The sequence below is a fragment of the Pseudoalteromonas sp. KG3 genome (genome assembly GCF_030436385.1).
In the GTDB taxonomy this organism is placed as follows: domain Bacteria; phylum Pseudomonadota; class Gammaproteobacteria; order Enterobacterales; family Alteromonadaceae; genus Pseudoalteromonas; species Pseudoalteromonas prydzensis.
Map to the genome: position 1 here is coordinate 2,323,466 of NZ_CP098523.1, position 17,108 is coordinate 2,340,573.

The window sequence follows — 17,108 nt, forward strand, 5'->3', positions numbered from 1 at the left end:
TTATCATTCCCCTCTTAACGTTTCTTCGCTTTCTTATCCGCAGCGTGGCCACGGTAAGTGCGAGTTGGTGCAAATTCACCTAGTTTGTGACCGATCATTTCGTCAGAAACGAAAACTGGTACATGCTGGCGACCATTATGGACAGCAATGGTCAATCCGATCATGTTAGGTATGATCATTGAACGACGGCTCCAAGTTTTAATTGGCTTCTTGTCACCGCTTTCCAAAGCTTTCTCTACCTTCTTCAGCAAGTGTAGGTCTATAAAAGGACCCTTCTTGAGAGAGCGTGGCATGGCTATTCCTCAATATTACTTAGTACGACGACGTACTATAAATTTATCCGTACGCTTGTTCTTACGCGTCTTAGCACCTTTAGTCGGCTTACCCCATGGAGACACAGGATGACGACCACCAGACGTACGACCTTCACCACCACCGTGTGGGTGATCAACCGGGTTCATGGCAACACCACGAACTGTCGGACGAATACCACGCCAGCGATTTGCACCTGCTTTACCAAGTGAACGAAGCATATGCTCAGCATTGCCTACTTCACCTAGTGTTGCACGACAATCAGATTCAACTTTACGAACTTCGCCTGAACGAAGACGTAATGTTACATATTGACCATCACGCGCAAGGATTTGAACGTATGCACCAGCAGAACGTGCGATTTGCGCACCTTTACCTGGTTTTAATTCTACGTTGTGAACAGTCGAACCTACAGGCATATTACGCATAGGTAATGCATTACCAGGCTTGATTGGTGCATCAACACCAGACTGGATTGCATCGCCAGCTTTTAAGCCTTTTGGTGCGATAATGTAACGACGCTCACCGTCTGCATATAATACAAGAGCGATGTTTGCGCTACGATTTGGATCATATTCTAAACGCTCAACTACAGCTGGAATACCATCTTTAGTACGTTTAAAATCGATTAAACGGTAATGTTGCTTATGACCACCACCGATATGACGAACCGTAATACGACCATTGTTATTACGACCACCTGACTTAGAGTTTTTCTCTAATAGTGGTGCGTATGGCTTGCCCTTATGTAGATCTGGGTTTACCACTTTAACTAGGTGACGACGACCCGCAGAAGTTGGCTTACACTTTTGAAGTGCCATAATTCTAACTCCCCTTATTACTCGGCGCCGCCGACAAAGTCTAGTTCGCTGCCTTCTTTAAGAGTAACGTAAGCTTTTTTCCAGTCGCTACGACGACCGAAACGTGCGCCAGTACGTTTTGTTTTACCCTTAACGTTAAGTGTGCGAACACCAGTTACTTCCACTTCAAAAAGCTTCTCTACAGCTGCTTTAACTTCAGCTTTAGTTGCGTCATTTACTACTTTGAAAACGATTGTGTTGTTTTCTTCAGCAGCAATAGTGCTTTTTTCAGAGATATGTGGAGCAAGGATCACTTTTAAAAGACGTTCTTCACGGATCATGCTAGCGTCTCCTCAAGTTGCTTAACAGCAGCAGCTGTAATAAGTACCTTATCGAAAGCGATTAAGCTTACAGGGTCGATACCAGCTACATCACGCGTGTCAACCTTGTACAGGTTACGTGCCGATAAAAATAGATTCTCATCTACTTCTTCAGTTACGATAAGAACATCTTTAAGCTCAAGTTCTTTAAGCTTAGCAACTAGTTCTTTAGTTTTTGGTGCTGCTAGAGCAAAACTTTCAACAACGATTAAACGCTCTTGACGAACTAATTCAGATAAAATGCTTTTGATCGCACCGCGGTACATTTTACGGTTTACTTTTTGGCTGTGGTCTTGTGGTTTAGCTGCGAAGCTAACGCCACCTGAACGCCAAATTGGACTACGGATTGTACCAGCACGTGCACGGCCAGTACCTTTTTGAGCCCATGGTTTTTTACCACCACCGCTTACTTCAGAACGTGTCTTCTGAGCACGAGTACCTTGACGAGCACCTGCTGCGTATGCAACAACTACTTGATGTACTAATGCTTCGTTAAACTCACGTCCAAAAGTAGCTTCAGAAACTTCAAGACCGCCAGAAGCGTCTTTAATTGCTAATTCCATCACTAAATCTCCAGGACTTATGCTTTAACAGCAGGTTTAACGATAACGTCACCGCCGATAGCGCCAGGTACTGCACCTTTAACTAAAAGCAAGTTACGCTCAGCGTCAACGCGTACTAGTTCTAAGTTTTGAGTCGTTACACGCTCAGCACCCATATGACCGGCCATTTTCTTACCTTTAAACACCTTACCAGGTGATTGGTTTTGACCGATTGAACCAGGAGCACGGTGAGATAGAGAGTTACCATGTGTAGCGTCTTGCATGCTGAAATTCCAGCGCTTAACACCACCTTGGAAACCTTTACCTTTAGAAGTACCGGTTACGTCAACTTTGTTGATTTCGTTGAATAATTCAACAGTAAGCTCAGCGCCTACTTCAAAATCGCCTTCACCACCATTTAGGCGGAATTCCCACAGACCGCGACCCGCTTCAACACCAGCTTTAGCGAAGTGACCCGCTGTTGCTTTGTTTACACGGCTTGCTTTTTTAGTGCCTGCGGTTACTTGAAGCGCGTTATAACCGTCTGTTGCGTCAGATTTGATCTGAGCAATGCGGTTAGGTGTCGCTTCAATAACTGTCACAGGGATAGATACACCATCTTCAGTGAAGATACGTGTCATACCCACTTTACGACCGACTAGACCTAATGCCATTTTCCTAAAACCTCTCTAATCTTTCGATTAACCCAGGCTGATTTGAACATCAACACCAGCAGCAAGATCTAAACGCATAAGTGCGTCAACAGTCTTGTCAGTTGGTTCTACGATGTCGATCAGACGTTTATGGGTGCGGATCTCATACTGATCACGCGCGTCTTTATTAACGTGCGGTGATGTAAGTACAGTAAAACGTTCAAAGCGTGTAGGTAGTGGAATTGGACCACGTACTTGTGCGCCAGTGCGTTTCGCAGTTTCCACGATTTCCGCCGTTGATTGGTCAATCAAACGGTGGTCAAAAGCTTTTAGGCGAATACGAATGCGTTGATTTGACATTCTTAAACCTCAATATAAAGAGCATTTAAAAGAGCATAAAAAAACGACCGAAACAATCTTAAAAACTTAAGATGCCGGTTGTTGATTTATATCTACGTTGAGTTCCAAATCGGAACTCCTGTTTTATTAGCTTGAAATCCAAGCTTAATGTTCCTTCCAAGTTCCCGAGGGAATTTTGAAAGCCTGCGTATTATAGTGATATTGGTGATAAATGCAACAACTATTTCAAACTGCCAGAATGAGGATTATTTATACTGTAAAAAAGGGCTGTCATTGTGTCGTCAATACAGGAAATTATCTATAGTGATAGAGCGAGATGATCGTGCTCGCTATTAATGATAATGGTCAGTCCAGTTATTACTTGGTATTATCTGCGCTAATTTTGCTTTTTACCCTCTAACGTTGGTGAGTTGATGCGTATTTTTAATTATTGTTTGAATTTTGTCTCTAAGGTAATGAATAGCCTGTTTGTTAAAAGCAAGGTGCTACCTGAAAACCCAATCGAACAATACGGCCTTAATCCGGCATATCCAACCTTTTATATCGTGAAGCTTAATGCCCGCTCAGATTTAGCGGCGCTAGATAAAGTCTGCAAAAAATTTGGCTTACCTTCTCCGATACAATCACAACTGTTAGGTGGCCAAGAATTAGAACGCTTTATTGGTTTACAAAATCCGCCACCACTGTTTGGTGACGAAGCCAAACCAACCGATGCGCTTAATCAAGGCAAGCAAATTATTGACCAGTTGCTAGCCAATGGTGAGCAAAATGTACAAGTGCTGCCGGTAACCATTCTATGGGGCCGTAACCCTGGTAAAGAAAAGCCTGGATTAGGCACGCTGGTGTCGCACTCTCTTACCCCAAGCTGGTTTCGGAAGTTTTTTGTTTTACTGTTTTCTGGCCGTGACAACTTTATCCGCTTTAGTCAGCCTTTAGATTTATCTCTGTTGGTGAACGAAAAAGCCGAGGTAGATGAGTTGCCGCATAAACTGCTGCGCGTGGCTCGGGTGCATTTTCGTCGTCAAAAGCTAGCGGCGACGGGGCCAAAAATGCCCTCACGCGAGCAACTATTTAATTCGTTATTAGCTTCACCAACCATCAAAAAAGCGATTCAAACTGAAGCCAAAGAAAAAAACATCAGCCAACAACAGGCACAGCAAAATGCGCTAAAACTGCTTGATGAAATAGCGGCCAATTACAGTGACGCGACAATTCGAGTTGCCGATCGCGCGCTCACTTGGCTGTGGAATAAACTGTATAACGGCATTGAAGTTAAATATACCGAACAGCTTCATGACTTAACCAATAAAGGTCATGAGATCATCTATATGCCATGCCATCGCTCGCATATGGATTATTTGCTACTTACCTACTCTATTTATCATTTAGGTTTAGTACCGCCCCATATTGCAGCGGGTATTAACTTAAACTTTTTCCCTGCCGGTGGCATCTTCCGCCGCTCAGGGGCGTTTTTTATTCGCCGTTCATTTGCAGGCAACAAGCTCTATTCAGCCGTGTTTAAAGAATATTTAAGCCAGCTGTTTATTAAAGGTTATTCAGTCAAGTTTTACACCGAAGGTGGTCGCAGTCGCACAGGACGTTTACTACCACCAAAAACCGGTATGTTAGCAATGACTCTACAAGCTATGCTGCGTGGCATCGACCGCCCAATTTCGATTGTGCCTGTGTATATTGGCTACGAGCACGTCATGGAAATCAATACTTACTTGAAAGAACTTGCGGGCGACGACAAAAAAGGCGAGTCGATTTTTGGTATTTTTAAAGCCATTAAAAATTTAAAAAATTATGGTCGTGGTTATTTAAACTTTGGCGATCCAATCTCAATCAATCAATATTTAAATGAGCAACAACCTGATTGGCGTGACTCTATTCACCCTACCGATGTACAAAAACCGCAGTGGCTTGGGCCGCAAGTGGCGACCTTAGCCGATAAAGTCATGGTTAACATTAACAGTGCTGCCGCCCTTAACTCGGTTAACTTACTAGCCATGATCTTACTAGTAAACGATAAACAAGCACTGAGTAAACCTAAGTTGCTAGCACAACTAGATTTTTACTTACACCTGCAACGCAGTGCGAGTTACAGTGAAAAAATCACCATTCCAGATGAAAGCCCAGAGCAACTATTAGCGCATGCGTTAAAACTGAATAAGTTTGAGGTGATCAGCGATGAGTTTGGCGAAATTATTGCTATTAGCGATAAAGAAAAAACCCTGTTTAACTATTATCGCAATAATATTCTGCATGTTTTTGCAGTGCCAAGCTTACTGGCACTGCATATATTTAAAAGCCATAAAACCACCATTGCACAATGCCAAGCACTAATTAACTGCTTTTACCCGTTATTTGCTAAGGAATGGTTTTTACATGAGCTCGATGAAAACTACATTTCCCGCATTTTAGCCAGTTTTGTAGATCAAGATTTAATTGAAATTGATGGTGATAACATCAAAATTACCAATAGTAATGACTGCTTAGCGAAACTTGAAATTCTCGGTCGAGCACTGAGTTTAACGCTGCAACGCTATGCGATTGTGACCGGTTTTATTCAAACAAGCTTAGGCATTGAGCGCGAAGAGCTAGAGCGGGAAAGCCAAGTACTGGCTGAGCGTTTAGGTACATTGCACGGCATTAAAACTCCAGAGTTTTTTGACAAAAAAGTATTGGTAGGTTTTATTAGCAACTTACGCGAGCAAGGGTTAATTAGCGAAACCGAGAATGGCTTACGAGGCAGCACAGAACTGTGTGAAGTGTATATGCATCTTAAAGCATTACTGCCAGCACGGGTCTGGCAGTCAATTAGTGATATTGTACAAGGGCAGTGTAACCAAAAATAGCTGCAAATCGCCTATCAGCGCTGACGCATAACCCCTTCTTGGATCGTTGAGGCAACAAGATTGCCTTGACGATCAAAGAACTGGCCACGCACTAAACCACGTCCAGAGCTGGCACTTGGGCTATCAACAGTATATAAAATCCAATCATCCAAACGAAACGGACGATGAAACCACATAGCGTGATCAATGGTTGCTACCTGCATATTGGGTTGCATAAAGGATACACCATGAGGCTGAAGCGCCGTTGGTAAAAACTCAAAGTCAGATGCATACGCCAATAAATAATTGTGGATACGCTGATCATCTGGCATATCACCATTGGCTTTAAACCAAATATGCTTCACAGGTTCCATTACCTCAGGTTTAAACGGGTTGTGGAATGTTACTGGGCGCATATCAATTGGCACTTCACGAATAAATTTATTGCGGATCACTTCAGGAATATGGCTAGCATTTGCCTGGTAAAACTCAAGTGACGATTTAAGCTCTTCAGGTTGTGGTACATCTGGCATGGTTGCTTGGTGTGACAACCCTTCCTCAAGACCTTGGAAAGACGCCGTCATATAAAAAATCGGTTTGCCGTATTGAATAGCTTTAACTCGACGGGTACTAAAACTTTTGCCATCACGAATGGTTTCAACATCATACACAATCGGTTTAGCGGCATCACCTGGGCGTAAAAAATAAGAATGCAATGAATGCACAATGCGCCCTGGTGGCAAAGTTTCTTTAGCAGCAGAAAGCGCCTGCCCCATCACTTGGCCGCCAAACACAGCACCAAATCCTAAATCTTGGCTTTGCCCGCGATACAAGCCCTGCTCTATTTCTTCTAATGCTAATAACGATAGTAAATCATCTAAAACTTGGCTCATTCATATATCCTCAATCCCGACAAGACCCACATAATACTATAGACTATAATTATGTAAATCTTAGGGAGATAACAATGGCTTATTGGCTATTTAAAACAGAACCTGATGCGTTTTCAATCGATGACCTAAAAAATGCCCCCGCACAAACCAGCATGTGGGAAGGCGTGCGTAATTATCAGGCCCGCAACTTTATGCGTGATGGGGTAAAACACGGTGATTTAGTGATGATTTATCACTCAAGTTGTAAACAAGTTGGCGTTGCAGGTATTGCTACCGTTACCCGCGAAGCCTATGCTGACCCTACTCAGTTTGATTTAAGCAGTGACTACTACGATGCTAAGGCTAATGCGGAAAACCCGCGCTGGTTTGTCGTTGATGTTACTTATAAAGCGCACCTAAATAAACTGGTAAGCTTACAAGCAATCAAGGCTAATAATGCCATCACTGAGATTGCCCTTAAAAAAGGCGGACGCTTATCAGTCATGCCCGTCACAGAGCATGACTGGCAACAGATTATAGCTATGAGCGAAACATAACACATTAAAAAGGCGTGCATTTTTAATGAGCAGTGATTTTTGCTATAATTCGCCACCTTTATTATTGAGGTATCTTGGGGGATGTATGAAATTATTATATTGGTTAGATGAATGGACCAATCTCCCCCGCGATGAGCAGCAAAGCCAAGTCCCCTTCACGGGTGGCGATTTACTCGGTGACGTGTATGTAAAATATCATATCATCGATGCGAATAAGCCTCTGCTGTTTACCTTTTCTCCTGCTGGTACAAACTACCAAGAACATGATCTTACCGATGATTTCTCACCGTGGGCCTACAAGCTCGCAAAAAAGCAAGATGTGAATGTTATTGCCTTTCAGCACTTAGGTATTAGTAATTGGTTTAGGCATCGTAATCTACTGTTTTTCATTGAACAGTTAGCCCCCCTTATAGGTGGCTTTAAAGAGCGTTTAGGCTATGGCTTAAGCAGAGGTGGTTTTGCCGTTGGTGCATTTGCTAATCTGTTAAAGCTCGATAAAGTATTGCTATTTCATCCTGTTAGTACAAAAAATATAGAAAAAGCACCATGGGATGACCGCTCAAGTACCGAAATTGCTCAAAAGTTTGATTGGACGGGAGATTACCACGACCTAGATTTAGGGCATGCTAAAGGCTACATTATCTATGACCCGACTAATCGAATTGACCGCGCACACGCTAAACGTTACGGTCAATTAAACCACTTACGGGTATTTGGTATGGGCCACAGCGTTCATGCAACTTACTTAAATAAGTTTGGTTTCTATAAAGATGTGGCTGTGGATTTTATTCGCCACCAACAAATTGATATTGCACAATTTCGCTTACAAACCAAAACCCTGCGCTTTAAGGAAGACTATTACCGAAGGCTCAATAAGGCGAATATTAAATCGGCACATCGCCAAGCCCTATTAAGCAAAGCACACAATATTCTTATTGATGAAAAAGCAGCGCATGTGCAAGAGCATCAAGCAAAAATTGATATTCAACCTCTGCTTGATGTTGCGTTAAAGCACCAAGATGAACACCCTAATGATGCAATTCAACTGCTCGAAGTAGCCCAGCAACTCGCCCCTGATGATCCTTTAGTAGAGCACAAACTAAAACAGTTAAAGTAAAGCCAGCAGCTTAAAATAAAAAACCGTGTTTGTTAAATCAAGCACGGTTCGTAATATAGATGAATGCTAACCACTTTATTTTTTCTTGTTCTTTTTCTTTTTATGGCCATGTTTAGGAATGATGGCAAAGTACATGACCAGTGCCAGCCATGAAAAAAAGATAATACCAATTAACCAACCATTCTTTTCATGCCCTTGGGTGCGCTTACTATTGAGCACTATTACAACAGGTAGAATATAGGCGCTCAATAATAGAATTAAAAACGCAACTTCACCCATTACTTAGCCAATCCCTGCCAATCTACTTCGTTGCTTAATACACGATCAACAGCGATGTAATGTAATATATCGCCACTATTAACGGGATAATTAAGTGGTGGATTTAAATCCATATTTTGAGCACTTAGATTGTGCGCAACACCGAGTAAAATGGCATCATGATCGTGTTTAAAGTGATGAAATAATTTGCCGAACTCCATTTCTGCCAACTCCGCGGGGATCACTAAACTAAACTGGGTATCACCATGCAAAGTTGATAAAAGCTCTTCTTGTACGCGACTAGAGCCTGGATCTTGCATTGAACGCACTAAAATTTCAGCAGATTTAGCGCTCGAACATTCCACGTTATGGCAGTGCTCTAGTAGCATTTCAACTTTACTCTCATCATTAAAATGCGCGCTAATGTGGCAATCGTCTTTTACTAATTTGCTAATACGCAGTGCTGTGGTAAATGTTTGGTCATCATCTTGACCATCAATAATAATTTTATCGGCTTGCTTAATCGCTACACGTTCAAGCTCCTCACAGTCGGTAAAACTCGATAAGCGAACAAAATCAACATGGGCGTTAGCTAAAAAGGGATGTTCCATTTGCTCTGTCACCGCCAGCAAAATGCGTCTATCCATACGTTTTTGATCAGCCAAGATATAATCAATCATTTTTTTAGTGCGGATTTGATGCCAGCCAAAAATAATTATGTGATTGTTAAAATGCGAAAAACTTTTATCACCTGTCATAGCGCGCCTAATTAAATAAGTAACTGTTTGCCCTGTTTTACCTAACAGAACGCCAAATAAAGCCAAACCAAATGGAATTTGCAGTACTGCTACAATCCATCGTCCCAAGTCTGTACTGGCACTAAAATCACCATAGCCTACCGTTGAAGTCGTTACTATATAGTAGTAAACAAAGGTGCTAACGGGGCTTAATGCGGTTTCACCAGCTAAACCCAACAGCAACCAGATCAACAGCATATGCAGCAGTGTTGCGATAGCCACAGCTTGCCAGCTAACCTGATCAATATGATTTCTGACTAATAAAAATAATCGTTTAAATATAAATGGCATGCCCACACTTGGTTATTTAGCTATCAATTATGCGATAAGTTACTGCAATGCTGAAATGATGGCAATGGCTGCGCAGCACATAACGACTAAGATTAGTATCTAGGCTGCTTTTTTTAAACATAACAGTGTAAGCTATACTTGAATTATTAATTATTTAGTCGAGTGTGTTATGTCAGGTGTATTAGCTTCTGTTGATCAGCGAACCCAGCTCGTTGGTGAAAATCGCTTAGAATTATTGCTGTTTTATTTACACAGCCGACACCTATTTGCCCTTAACGTGTTTAAGGTAAAAGAGGTGGTTAAACTGCCTCACTTAAATATTATTCCTCACGCTCACCCGAAAATTTCTGGTGTTGCTAACATTCGTGGCGAATCTATTCCGGTTATTGATTTGCGCCAAGCTATTTGTATGCCTGCGGCCAAACACATTGAAGACAGTAATCTGGTTATCACTGAATATAATCGTACGGTACAAGGCTTTTTAATAGGTAAAGTTGATCAAATCGTCAATATGACATGGTCCGATATTATGCCGCCACCGACTTCTGTTGGTAAAAACCATTACTTGACTGCATTGACCAAAATTCAACGCGATGGCCAAGAACAATTAGTCGAGATCATCGATGTAGAAAAAGTACTCGCTGAAATTGTTGAGTACGAAGTACAAATTTCTGATGAAATACTTGATAAAAGCATTGTGAACGAATTTGTAGGCCGCAAAATCCTTCATGCTGATGACTCACCCACAGCGCGCAAACAAGTGAGCGACACATTAACGCAGTTAGGTATTGAGATTATCCCTGCCAGTAATGGTCTTGAAGCACTGAACATGCTTAAAGCCTGGGCCGATAAAGGCATGGATGTAGAAAAAGAGTTGCTGATGGTGATCACCGATGCTGAAATGCCAGCGATGGATGGTTATCGGTTAACCCACGAAATTCGTAATGATAACCGCCTAAAAAATCTCCATGTGGTACTTAATACTTCACTCAGCGGTAGTTTTAACCAAGCCATGGTTGAAAAGGTGGGCTGTAATGCGTTTTTATCTAAATTCCAGCCTGATTTACTGGTTGAAGAAGTACAAACACGTTTAAAAGCGGTGCTTGAACAACAAAAATAGCACCAATGTTTAAATTAACGCTTTTGATACGCGATATAATATTAAAACGACCAGCGCATTTGCCAATTAAGTACATTCGTGATCAGGGCAAGAGCATGAAAAATCACTTGCTATTCAATACAGAGCTATTAAAAGACCAAAAGTTCCACGACATGGTAAATTCATATGCAGGAATCTTAGGTATTTCAGTTTCTGCAGCAAGTGCTAAAGATTTAGCATCAACTATATGGAAAACAAAAAAGTAACTAAGGGAGGCTGGATTACCGTCGTTATGTGGGGCTCTTTATATTTCAATGCCACAGAATTAAATAAGGCAAATCAAGAAATATCGAATAGGAGTAAACTTTTAGACTCAGTGCATTACAACTAATGAAGATTATACTTCCTATTTTTGTATATCTAATAAACTTTGTAGGTTGCATACTAATTTATAATTATGCAACCAGTTTCCACAAAGATATTATTTTTTATATTATCCTTTTTTTAGCTAATGCCCAAGGAATTTACTACGGGTATAAATTTTCGAAAATTAAGAGTAAAGATGAAAAAGATTAAAATATTTTGTTTATATTTATTTATCTGTCTATTTAGTTTAGCTCATGCATCAACAAAAGATACATGTAATGCTGATGATATTGGATTTTCTTTCAACTCTTCGTTTAACGAAGATCTGTTCGATAAGAAAGAAATGAAAAGAAATATCTCAGTCGAAGATAATAATTTTGCATGGTCTTTTTCATTTTCAGAGTTATCTCAAGACAGTACTTTACGAAATAGTAATGATACTGAGAAATCTAACGAAGAAATAATTTACACTAATTTTAGTAAGTTTTTAGAAGATGAATTATTTCTCACAATTGAAAATGAAAATTTAGTTAAGGATAAATATAAAGAAGTTAAAACACGGTTTGAAAATAAAAATAGAATTATATTTTTTATAAAACTAAATAAATACAGAAACAACGAATACTTAACTAAATTAATTATTACAGCTAAGAATAACCTACCACTGAGTGAGAGTGACTATAAAAAAGTAGATAGCTTTTTTGACTTTTGTATTTTTTGATATAAAAGCTATAGCCTATTTAAAATGGACTATAGCCAAACTTACTGTCACTTGCTTAAAGCACTTTTTATTACTCTTATCTAAATAGTCATAATTCAATGTTGTGAGCTAGCATACTACTCCCAAAGTTACTCTGGCTACGTTGTCAATTTTTCTAAAAATAAAGCACTCAAAAAATGTCCGCCTTTGTCAACTCGATAAAATCTTCATCGGCAGGCTTAAAATTGCATTTTCAGAGTCAGCAAAGTGCATCATCACCGCGACGTGTCCTGCAACGACGAGTGCGTACATTACCGCTGAAAAGCCTTGGCCGTATTTGTCCAGTGGCAATAAATGCGAGTAATGGCGACCGCGCCACTCAAACACGATTTCCAGCGCACCGATGAATAAGAAAAACACTAATAGCATGAGGCCAAACGTGTAACTTATCCATAAACCAAATAACACACCAAGCAAGCACACGCTTAAGCCTATCCAAGATCGCATTGAAAAGCTTATACTCTTTAGGACATGACCACCATCAAGCGGTAGAATGGGCAATAAATTAAATAAGTTAAGTAATGCGCTAAGTACCGCGACCCCGGCAAAAATTTCCATCTCGGTGGCGTAATAAAGCACCACACCTAAAACAGAGGTGATCAAACCAAACGCGGGCCCCATTAAAGATATCACCACATCTTGCCAACGGGTGGTAATTTTATCGTCACTGACGGCAAGGCCACCAACAAACGGAATTAAGTAAATGCCTTTGGTTTTAATACCAAAATATTGCATCGCTCTAACATGGCCATATTCGTGGATCACTAAACAGGCAATCAGCATCAAGGCGAATTCAAAGGTGAACAGCCACGCATAACCGGCCACGGAGGCACCAGCTAACGCCACTTTAACGACTTTGGCACTTTTAAATATCTTAAAACCGAGCGCAAATATCCCAAGCAGCCCTTGCTTAGGTTTGGTTTTTTCAATTGGCGGTAAGGTGAGTTGTTGCACAAATTGATCATTAATATGTAGTGATAAGCTTTGTTCAACCACAGCACTGGTGTCTAAGCCAATCACTTGATCGTCAAGTTTAAATTCAAAATAGTTTTCGCGCGGATTATCAAAGCCAATCGCTTGTTGTTGCTGAAAAATTTTTATTATTTGTCGCCCAGCAAGCACTAAACTAAATTGTTGATCGGCGAGGGTCAGCTGTATTTGCATGATGTTACTTTAAACCTTAAAAATTATATCGTTAGTATACCTATTTTTTTAACGAGATTATGGAATAAATTTTCAGTTATAAAGCTGACACGTTGCCGATTATCTACTACTTTTAAGCTACCAATATGTTTTATTTCAGGGAATAGAAATGACAAAAGCAGCACGCAATATTCTTGTTGTTGATGATTCAAAAGCTATTTTAGTTGTGATGCAAGCTATATTAAGTGAGCTTGATGTTCCCCATGTCACAACCTGCTTAGATGCTGAGCAGGCACTCAATAAAGTAAAAGCAAATCCACACTTTTTTGATGCCGTTTTCACTGATCTTAATATGCCCGATATGGATGGCATGGAGCTTATTCGCCACCTTGGGACAATCCAGTACCCCGGCGCTATTGTTATTATCTCGGAAATGAATTCGAAGATAATTGATTTAGCCGCTGACTTAGCACGCAAAAACAATGTGCATTTAATTGGCAATATTGCCAAGCCAGTGCAACTTAACCAAGTTTATACGCTATTGAAGAAATTAGAGTATTTAACCTAAAGTATCCCCAAAATTAGCCTTTATATATCAATGAACTAATAGTGTTAAAAAATATGGGTAGTGAGGGAACATTCATGGTGTTTTGTGATCTTATGAATCGCTTAAAAACAACAGAACTAAACACCATGAATGCGTCTACTATTTTGCACAATATGCTCCGCGCTGTCACCCCTAACTCTATTCATAAAGCCAGATTTAATACTCTAGTCGCTGCCGTTAAATCTCTTTTGCACTGTCAGCAATGCACCTTGACATCTATTGGTCGCAATTTGGATTCAAAAACAACTGAAAAACATGATATTAAACGTATTGATCGACTACTCAATAACCACGAGCTTTTGCGTGAGTCGACATCGGTTTATGTTCGCTTAAGCCGTTTTGTGGTCACTGAAAAGCATCCCGTCATTTTGGTTGATTGGAGTCATGCAGATACACAAACCAAATACTGTATTCTGCGTGCCAGCATTGCCAGTGAAGGTCGTTCTTTGACCCTGTATCAGGAAAGTGCATTCAGTTTTCAGTATCATTGCCCAAAAGTTCAAAAACGGTTCTTAAAGATGCTCAAACTGATCTTGCCGGGTGACTGCCGGCCCGTAATTGTGACGGATGCGGGCTTTAAAGTTCCTTGGCTCAAAGCCGTGCGAAACAATGGCTGGCATTATATTAGCCGTGTTCGAGGTACGGCACATTTGAAAACGCAGGGCAGCGATGAGTTTGTTCCATGCCAGTCACTATTCAAGAGCAATCAACGTAAGAGCCAGTATCTTGGCGCGACCGAGTTGACCAAAAGTGCAAAATATCAAACTCATGCAGTGCTGGTTGGCAAGGGACATAAGTTATTAAAAAGAGATAAAAAACGTGGTTATAAGGAGCCTTGGCTACTCGTTTCTTCTCTTCCAAAGAGGCACCACTTTCTCGAAAAAGTACTCAAATTATATGGTATGAGAATGCAGATAGAAGCAGGATTTCGAGATCAAAAAAGTGTTAGGTTCGGCTTAGGCTCAGATCTGCACAGGACAAACAAACTCTATCGATTAGACATACTGTTGCTGCTTGCCACACTGGCTCATTGGTTCTCAATGATGCTGGGGGCAGTGATAGACAAAGCAGGAAAGACAGGCGCTTTTCAAGCTAATTCAACCAAAAAAAGACGAGTAGTGTCATGGGCATTTGTTGGGCTGCGATACTTCAAAAAACAGTCCATTAAACTGCGACGGCGAGATTATTTGGCAGGACTAGCCTATTTCGTACAGGTGGTAGTGCAACTCGATTGGAAAAATATGGATGTGAGTGATGTAATTGAAACTTAATGATTATTTCTGGGGATCCCTTAGGTATTTAACCTGCCACACTGAAAAAACCAGCGAGCCAATTTCTGAAGCACAACTGCTGCATGCAATCAGTCATAACGAGATCACACCGTATTACCAACCTAAGGTAAACCGGATCACCAATAAAGTGGCCAGCGTAGAAGTATTAGCTCGAATTGTGACTCCCGAACACGGCGTTATTATTTTACCAGAGCGATTTATTTGTGTTGCTGAAGATTTAGATTTGATTAACCTGATCACCTTTCAATTGTTTGAAAAAGCCACTGGGGATTTTTCAGAAATAAAAACACAATTAGGTTATAAACTTAAACTCGCTTTTAATTTATCGCCATGCCAGCTTGAAGATTTAAGCTGCCCAGATAAACTGGCATTGATTCTACAACTCAATCAGCTTACTCCAAGCGAAATTATTTTAGAGATAACCGAACAACATGCGCTATCCAGTTCGGCTCAATTGGAAACGTTAAACCGCTTAAGAATGCGCGGTTTTGGCATTTCGCTTGATGATTTTGGCACTGGCTTTACTAATATACAGCAGTTAAAAACCTTGCCTTTTACTGAGGTGAAAATAGACAGTACTTTGATAAGTAATATAGAGAGTGACTTATTCTCTCAGGTGATTGTGAGTAGTTTAGTGCATATTGCAATTCAAGATGATCTAGATATTGTGGCCGAAGGGATTGAGCGTGTTGAGGAGCTAGAATATTTAGATCGCTTCAAAGAACATATTTTAATGCAGGGCTTTTTGATCAGCCGCCCCAAAGGCAAAACAGAATTTATTCGCTGGGCGAAGTCATGGCTGCACATGGTGTCGTTAAATAGTAATAGTCGCCGTTAATGCTTGCCTTTCGGTGAGTTTTTTTCAGCGTTTGATTCATCTTTACTTAACTCTTCACTTAATAGTGTATTACTATTTGCTAAGCGCTGGCGCCAACGCTGCTTTGCAACCGCTTGCATGTTGGCAGATTGGTCATGCTCATCAACTATTTCAAATCCCATTAATGCCTCAATCATATCTTCAAGCGTAACAATCCCCTGTACATCACCATACTCATCTATCACTAAGCATATATGCGTGCGCTCAGCTAATAAAGTATGTAATAACGTGGGTACGTACAAAGTCTCTGGTACGGTATAAATAGGCTTGACCAACTTACTGATTTTATAGTCTTTACCCAGTCTATGAAACGCCAGCATAATATCGTTTTTATGCACAAAGCCAATAATATCGTCACCATTTTTGTCATACACTAATACCCGAGAAAACGCCGATGAACCATGCTCCGCTAAATATTGATCAACCGTTAAATCCTTGTGTACTTTAAATAATACCGTGCGTGGAGTAATTAAAGAATCTAACTTGGCGTGGCGAAAATGCAATAAGCTGCGGATGATTTCAGATTCTTCCTGGTGCAGCGCCCCCGATTGTGAGCCCATATCAGCCATAGCTTCTATTTCTTGGCGAATGTAATAAGCTTCGTTGTAATTACGGCCCAATATACCAGTGAGTTTTTCAGCAAGCCATACAAAGGGTTTTAGTGCGATGACTAAATACCTTAATGCTTGGGTCACTATAGGTGCAAGCGCTCGCCAGTGTTTTGCCCCTAGGGTTTTAGGGATGATTTCTGATAGTACGAGTACCAGTAAAGTCATTATCGCTGAGGCAATACCTACTGCAGCATCTGAAAAAACCACCGCAGCTTGTGCTCCTACGCCCGCTGCACCAGCAGTATGGGCAATGGTATTTAACGTTAAAATAGCCGCTAACGGTTGATCTATATTTGTTTTTAAGTGCTCAAACCGCTGTGCTAATTTGGGCTTACTTTTACGTAGTACGGCCACATAACTTGGCGTAATGCTCAACAGCACCGCTTCCATAATGGAGCATAAAAAAGAAATCGTGATCGCTACGACCATGTAAACGATTAATAATGTCACTGTGACCTCTTAGTCATTCAATTAGATACACCTTAACAACTGTGGGCGCCAACCTCAAACTCCGTGAGTGATAAACTGAAATCCATCGCAGAGCGCTTTTTGGTGCTTCGGCGCCATGCTATATTCA

Annotated in this window: 18 protein-coding genes and 2 pseudogenes; 9 read left to right on the forward strand and 11 right to left on the reverse strand. The window is 40.8% G+C overall.

The window, feature by feature from the left end; genetic code table 11:
• Positions 1–14: 14 nt before the first annotated feature.
• From rpsS to rpsJ, 6 genes are read right to left on the reverse strand one after another with little or no spacing between them, the layout of a single operon-like run.
• On the reverse strand, positions 15–293 hold the full coding sequence (rpsS, locus tag NDQ71_RS10970; protein ID WP_010561269.1) for a 30S ribosomal protein S19: 279 nt from the start codon (positions 291–293) through the stop codon (positions 15–17).
• Positions 294–308: 15 nt separating this feature from the next.
• Positions 309–1,133, reverse strand: coding sequence for a 50S ribosomal protein L2 (gene rplB / locus NDQ71_RS10975; protein ID WP_064667755.1), 825 nt, complete (start codon positions 1,131–1,133; stop codon positions 309–311).
• A 17-nt stretch (positions 1,134–1,150) separates the two neighbouring features.
• Positions 1,151–1,453: a 50S ribosomal protein L23 gene (gene rplW, locus NDQ71_RS10980; protein WP_054206127.1), complete on the reverse strand. Its 303-nt coding sequence runs from the start codon at positions 1,451–1,453 to the stop codon at positions 1,151–1,153.
• On the reverse strand, positions 1,450–2,055 hold the full coding sequence (gene rplD, locus NDQ71_RS10985; protein ID WP_054206126.1) for a 50S ribosomal protein L4: 606 nt from the start codon (positions 2,053–2,055) through the stop codon (positions 1,450–1,452). Before rplD ends, rplW begins: the two co-directional genes overlap by 4 nt.
• A 17-nt stretch (positions 2,056–2,072) precedes the next feature.
• Positions 2,073–2,708 (reverse strand): 50S ribosomal protein L3, encoded by a 636-nt coding sequence (gene rplC, locus NDQ71_RS10990; RefSeq protein WP_054206125.1) that lies wholly within the window; start codon positions 2,706–2,708, stop codon positions 2,073–2,075.
• A gap of 27 nt (positions 2,709–2,735) precedes the next feature.
• A complete protein-coding gene (gene rpsJ / locus NDQ71_RS10995; protein ID WP_002957900.1) occupies positions 2,736–3,047 on the reverse strand; it encodes a 30S ribosomal protein S10 in 312 nt (103 codons plus the stop codon).
• Between the two features lie 413 nt (positions 3,048–3,460).
• On the opposite strand from rpsJ, the gene plsB reads away from it, so the two are divergent.
• Positions 3,461–5,905 (forward strand): glycerol-3-phosphate 1-O-acyltransferase PlsB, encoded by a 2,445-nt coding sequence (plsB, locus tag NDQ71_RS11000; RefSeq protein WP_301561628.1) that lies wholly within the window; start codon positions 3,461–3,463, stop codon positions 5,903–5,905.
• Positions 5,906–5,919: 14 nt separating this feature from the next.
• Here the strand turns inward: plsB and tesB are convergent, their stop codons facing one another.
• Complete coding sequence (gene tesB / locus NDQ71_RS11005; RefSeq protein ID WP_064667753.1) at positions 5,920–6,777, reverse strand: acyl-CoA thioesterase II; 858 nt, start codon at positions 6,775–6,777, stop codon at positions 5,920–5,922.
• 74 nt (positions 6,778–6,851) lie between these two features.
• Here tesB and NDQ71_RS11010 point away from each other — a divergent pair, with 74 nt between their 5' ends.
• Both NDQ71_RS11010 and NDQ71_RS11015 read left to right on the forward strand, forming a co-directional pair.
• The gene (locus NDQ71_RS11010) at positions 6,852–7,313 is read left to right on the forward strand and encodes an EVE domain-containing protein (protein WP_301561629.1); all 462 of its coding nucleotides are present in this window, start codon (positions 6,852–6,854) and stop codon (positions 7,311–7,313) included.
• An 85-nt stretch (positions 7,314–7,398) separates the two neighbouring features.
• Positions 7,399–8,430: a cytosolic protein gene (locus tag NDQ71_RS11015; protein WP_301561630.1), complete on the forward strand. Its 1,032-nt coding sequence runs from the start codon at positions 7,399–7,401 to the stop codon at positions 8,428–8,430.
• Between the two features lie 75 nt (positions 8,431–8,505).
• On the opposite strand, the gene NDQ71_RS11020 is transcribed toward NDQ71_RS11015, so the two are convergent.
• Together NDQ71_RS11020 and NDQ71_RS11025 are read right to left on the reverse strand one after the other, a co-directional pair.
• Positions 8,506–8,709 carry a hypothetical protein gene (locus NDQ71_RS11020; RefSeq protein ID WP_064667750.1) on the reverse strand — a complete coding sequence of 68 codons (204 nt, stop codon included), beginning with the start codon at positions 8,707–8,709 and terminating at the stop codon, positions 8,506–8,508.
• Entirely contained in the window at positions 8,709–9,776 is a 1,068-nt protein-coding gene (locus tag NDQ71_RS11025; protein WP_064667749.1) for a potassium channel family protein, read from the reverse strand. The genes NDQ71_RS11020 and NDQ71_RS11025 overlap by 1 nt, the downstream gene beginning before the upstream one ends.
• 169 nt (positions 9,777–9,945) lie before the next feature.
• Between NDQ71_RS11025 and NDQ71_RS11030 the strand changes: the two genes are divergently transcribed.
• From NDQ71_RS11030 to NDQ71_RS11040, 3 genes are all read left to right on the forward strand, one after another.
• On the forward strand, positions 9,946–10,896 hold the full coding sequence (locus NDQ71_RS11030) for a chemotaxis protein CheV (RefSeq protein ID WP_064667748.1): 951 nt from the start codon (positions 9,946–9,948) through the stop codon (positions 10,894–10,896).
• 5 nt (positions 10,897–10,901) lie between these two features.
• Entirely contained in the window at positions 10,902–11,141 is a 240-nt protein-coding gene (locus tag NDQ71_RS11035) for a hypothetical protein (RefSeq protein WP_301561631.1), read from the forward strand.
• Between the two features lie 296 nt (positions 11,142–11,437).
• On the forward strand, positions 11,438–11,962 hold the full coding sequence (locus NDQ71_RS11040; protein ID WP_301561632.1) for a hypothetical protein: 525 nt from the start codon (positions 11,438–11,440) through the stop codon (positions 11,960–11,962).
• Between the two features lie 189 nt (positions 11,963–12,151).
• On the opposite strand, the gene NDQ71_RS11045 is transcribed toward NDQ71_RS11040, so the two are convergent.
• Positions 12,152–13,168, reverse strand: a complete 1,017-nt coding sequence (locus NDQ71_RS11045) for a metalloprotease (protein WP_301562670.1) — start codon at positions 13,166–13,168, stop codon at positions 12,152–12,154.
• Positions 13,169–13,313: 145 nt separating this feature from the next.
• On the opposite strand from NDQ71_RS11045, the pseudogene NDQ71_RS11050 reads away from it, so the two are divergent.
• The 3 genes and pseudogenes from NDQ71_RS11050 to NDQ71_RS11060 all read left to right on the forward strand — a co-directional run.
• Positions 13,314–13,697, forward strand: a pseudogene (locus tag NDQ71_RS11050) (response regulator); the annotation flags it as partial.
• 107 nt (positions 13,698–13,804) lie between these two features.
• Positions 13,805–15,022, forward strand: a complete 1,218-nt coding sequence (locus NDQ71_RS11055; protein WP_301562640.1) for an IS4 family transposase — start codon at positions 13,805–13,807, stop codon at positions 15,020–15,022.
• 58 nt (positions 15,023–15,080) lie between these two features.
• Positions 15,081–15,881 (forward strand): annotated as a pseudogene (locus NDQ71_RS11060) (EAL domain-containing protein); the annotation flags it as partial.
• Here NDQ71_RS11060 and NDQ71_RS11065 read toward each other — a convergent pair.
• A complete protein-coding gene (locus NDQ71_RS11065; RefSeq protein WP_192540620.1) occupies positions 15,878–16,981 on the reverse strand; it encodes a CNNM domain-containing protein in 1,104 nt (367 codons plus the stop codon). The pseudogene NDQ71_RS11060 and the gene NDQ71_RS11065 overlap by 4 nt on opposite strands.
• Between the last annotated feature and the right edge of the window lie 127 nt (positions 16,982–17,108).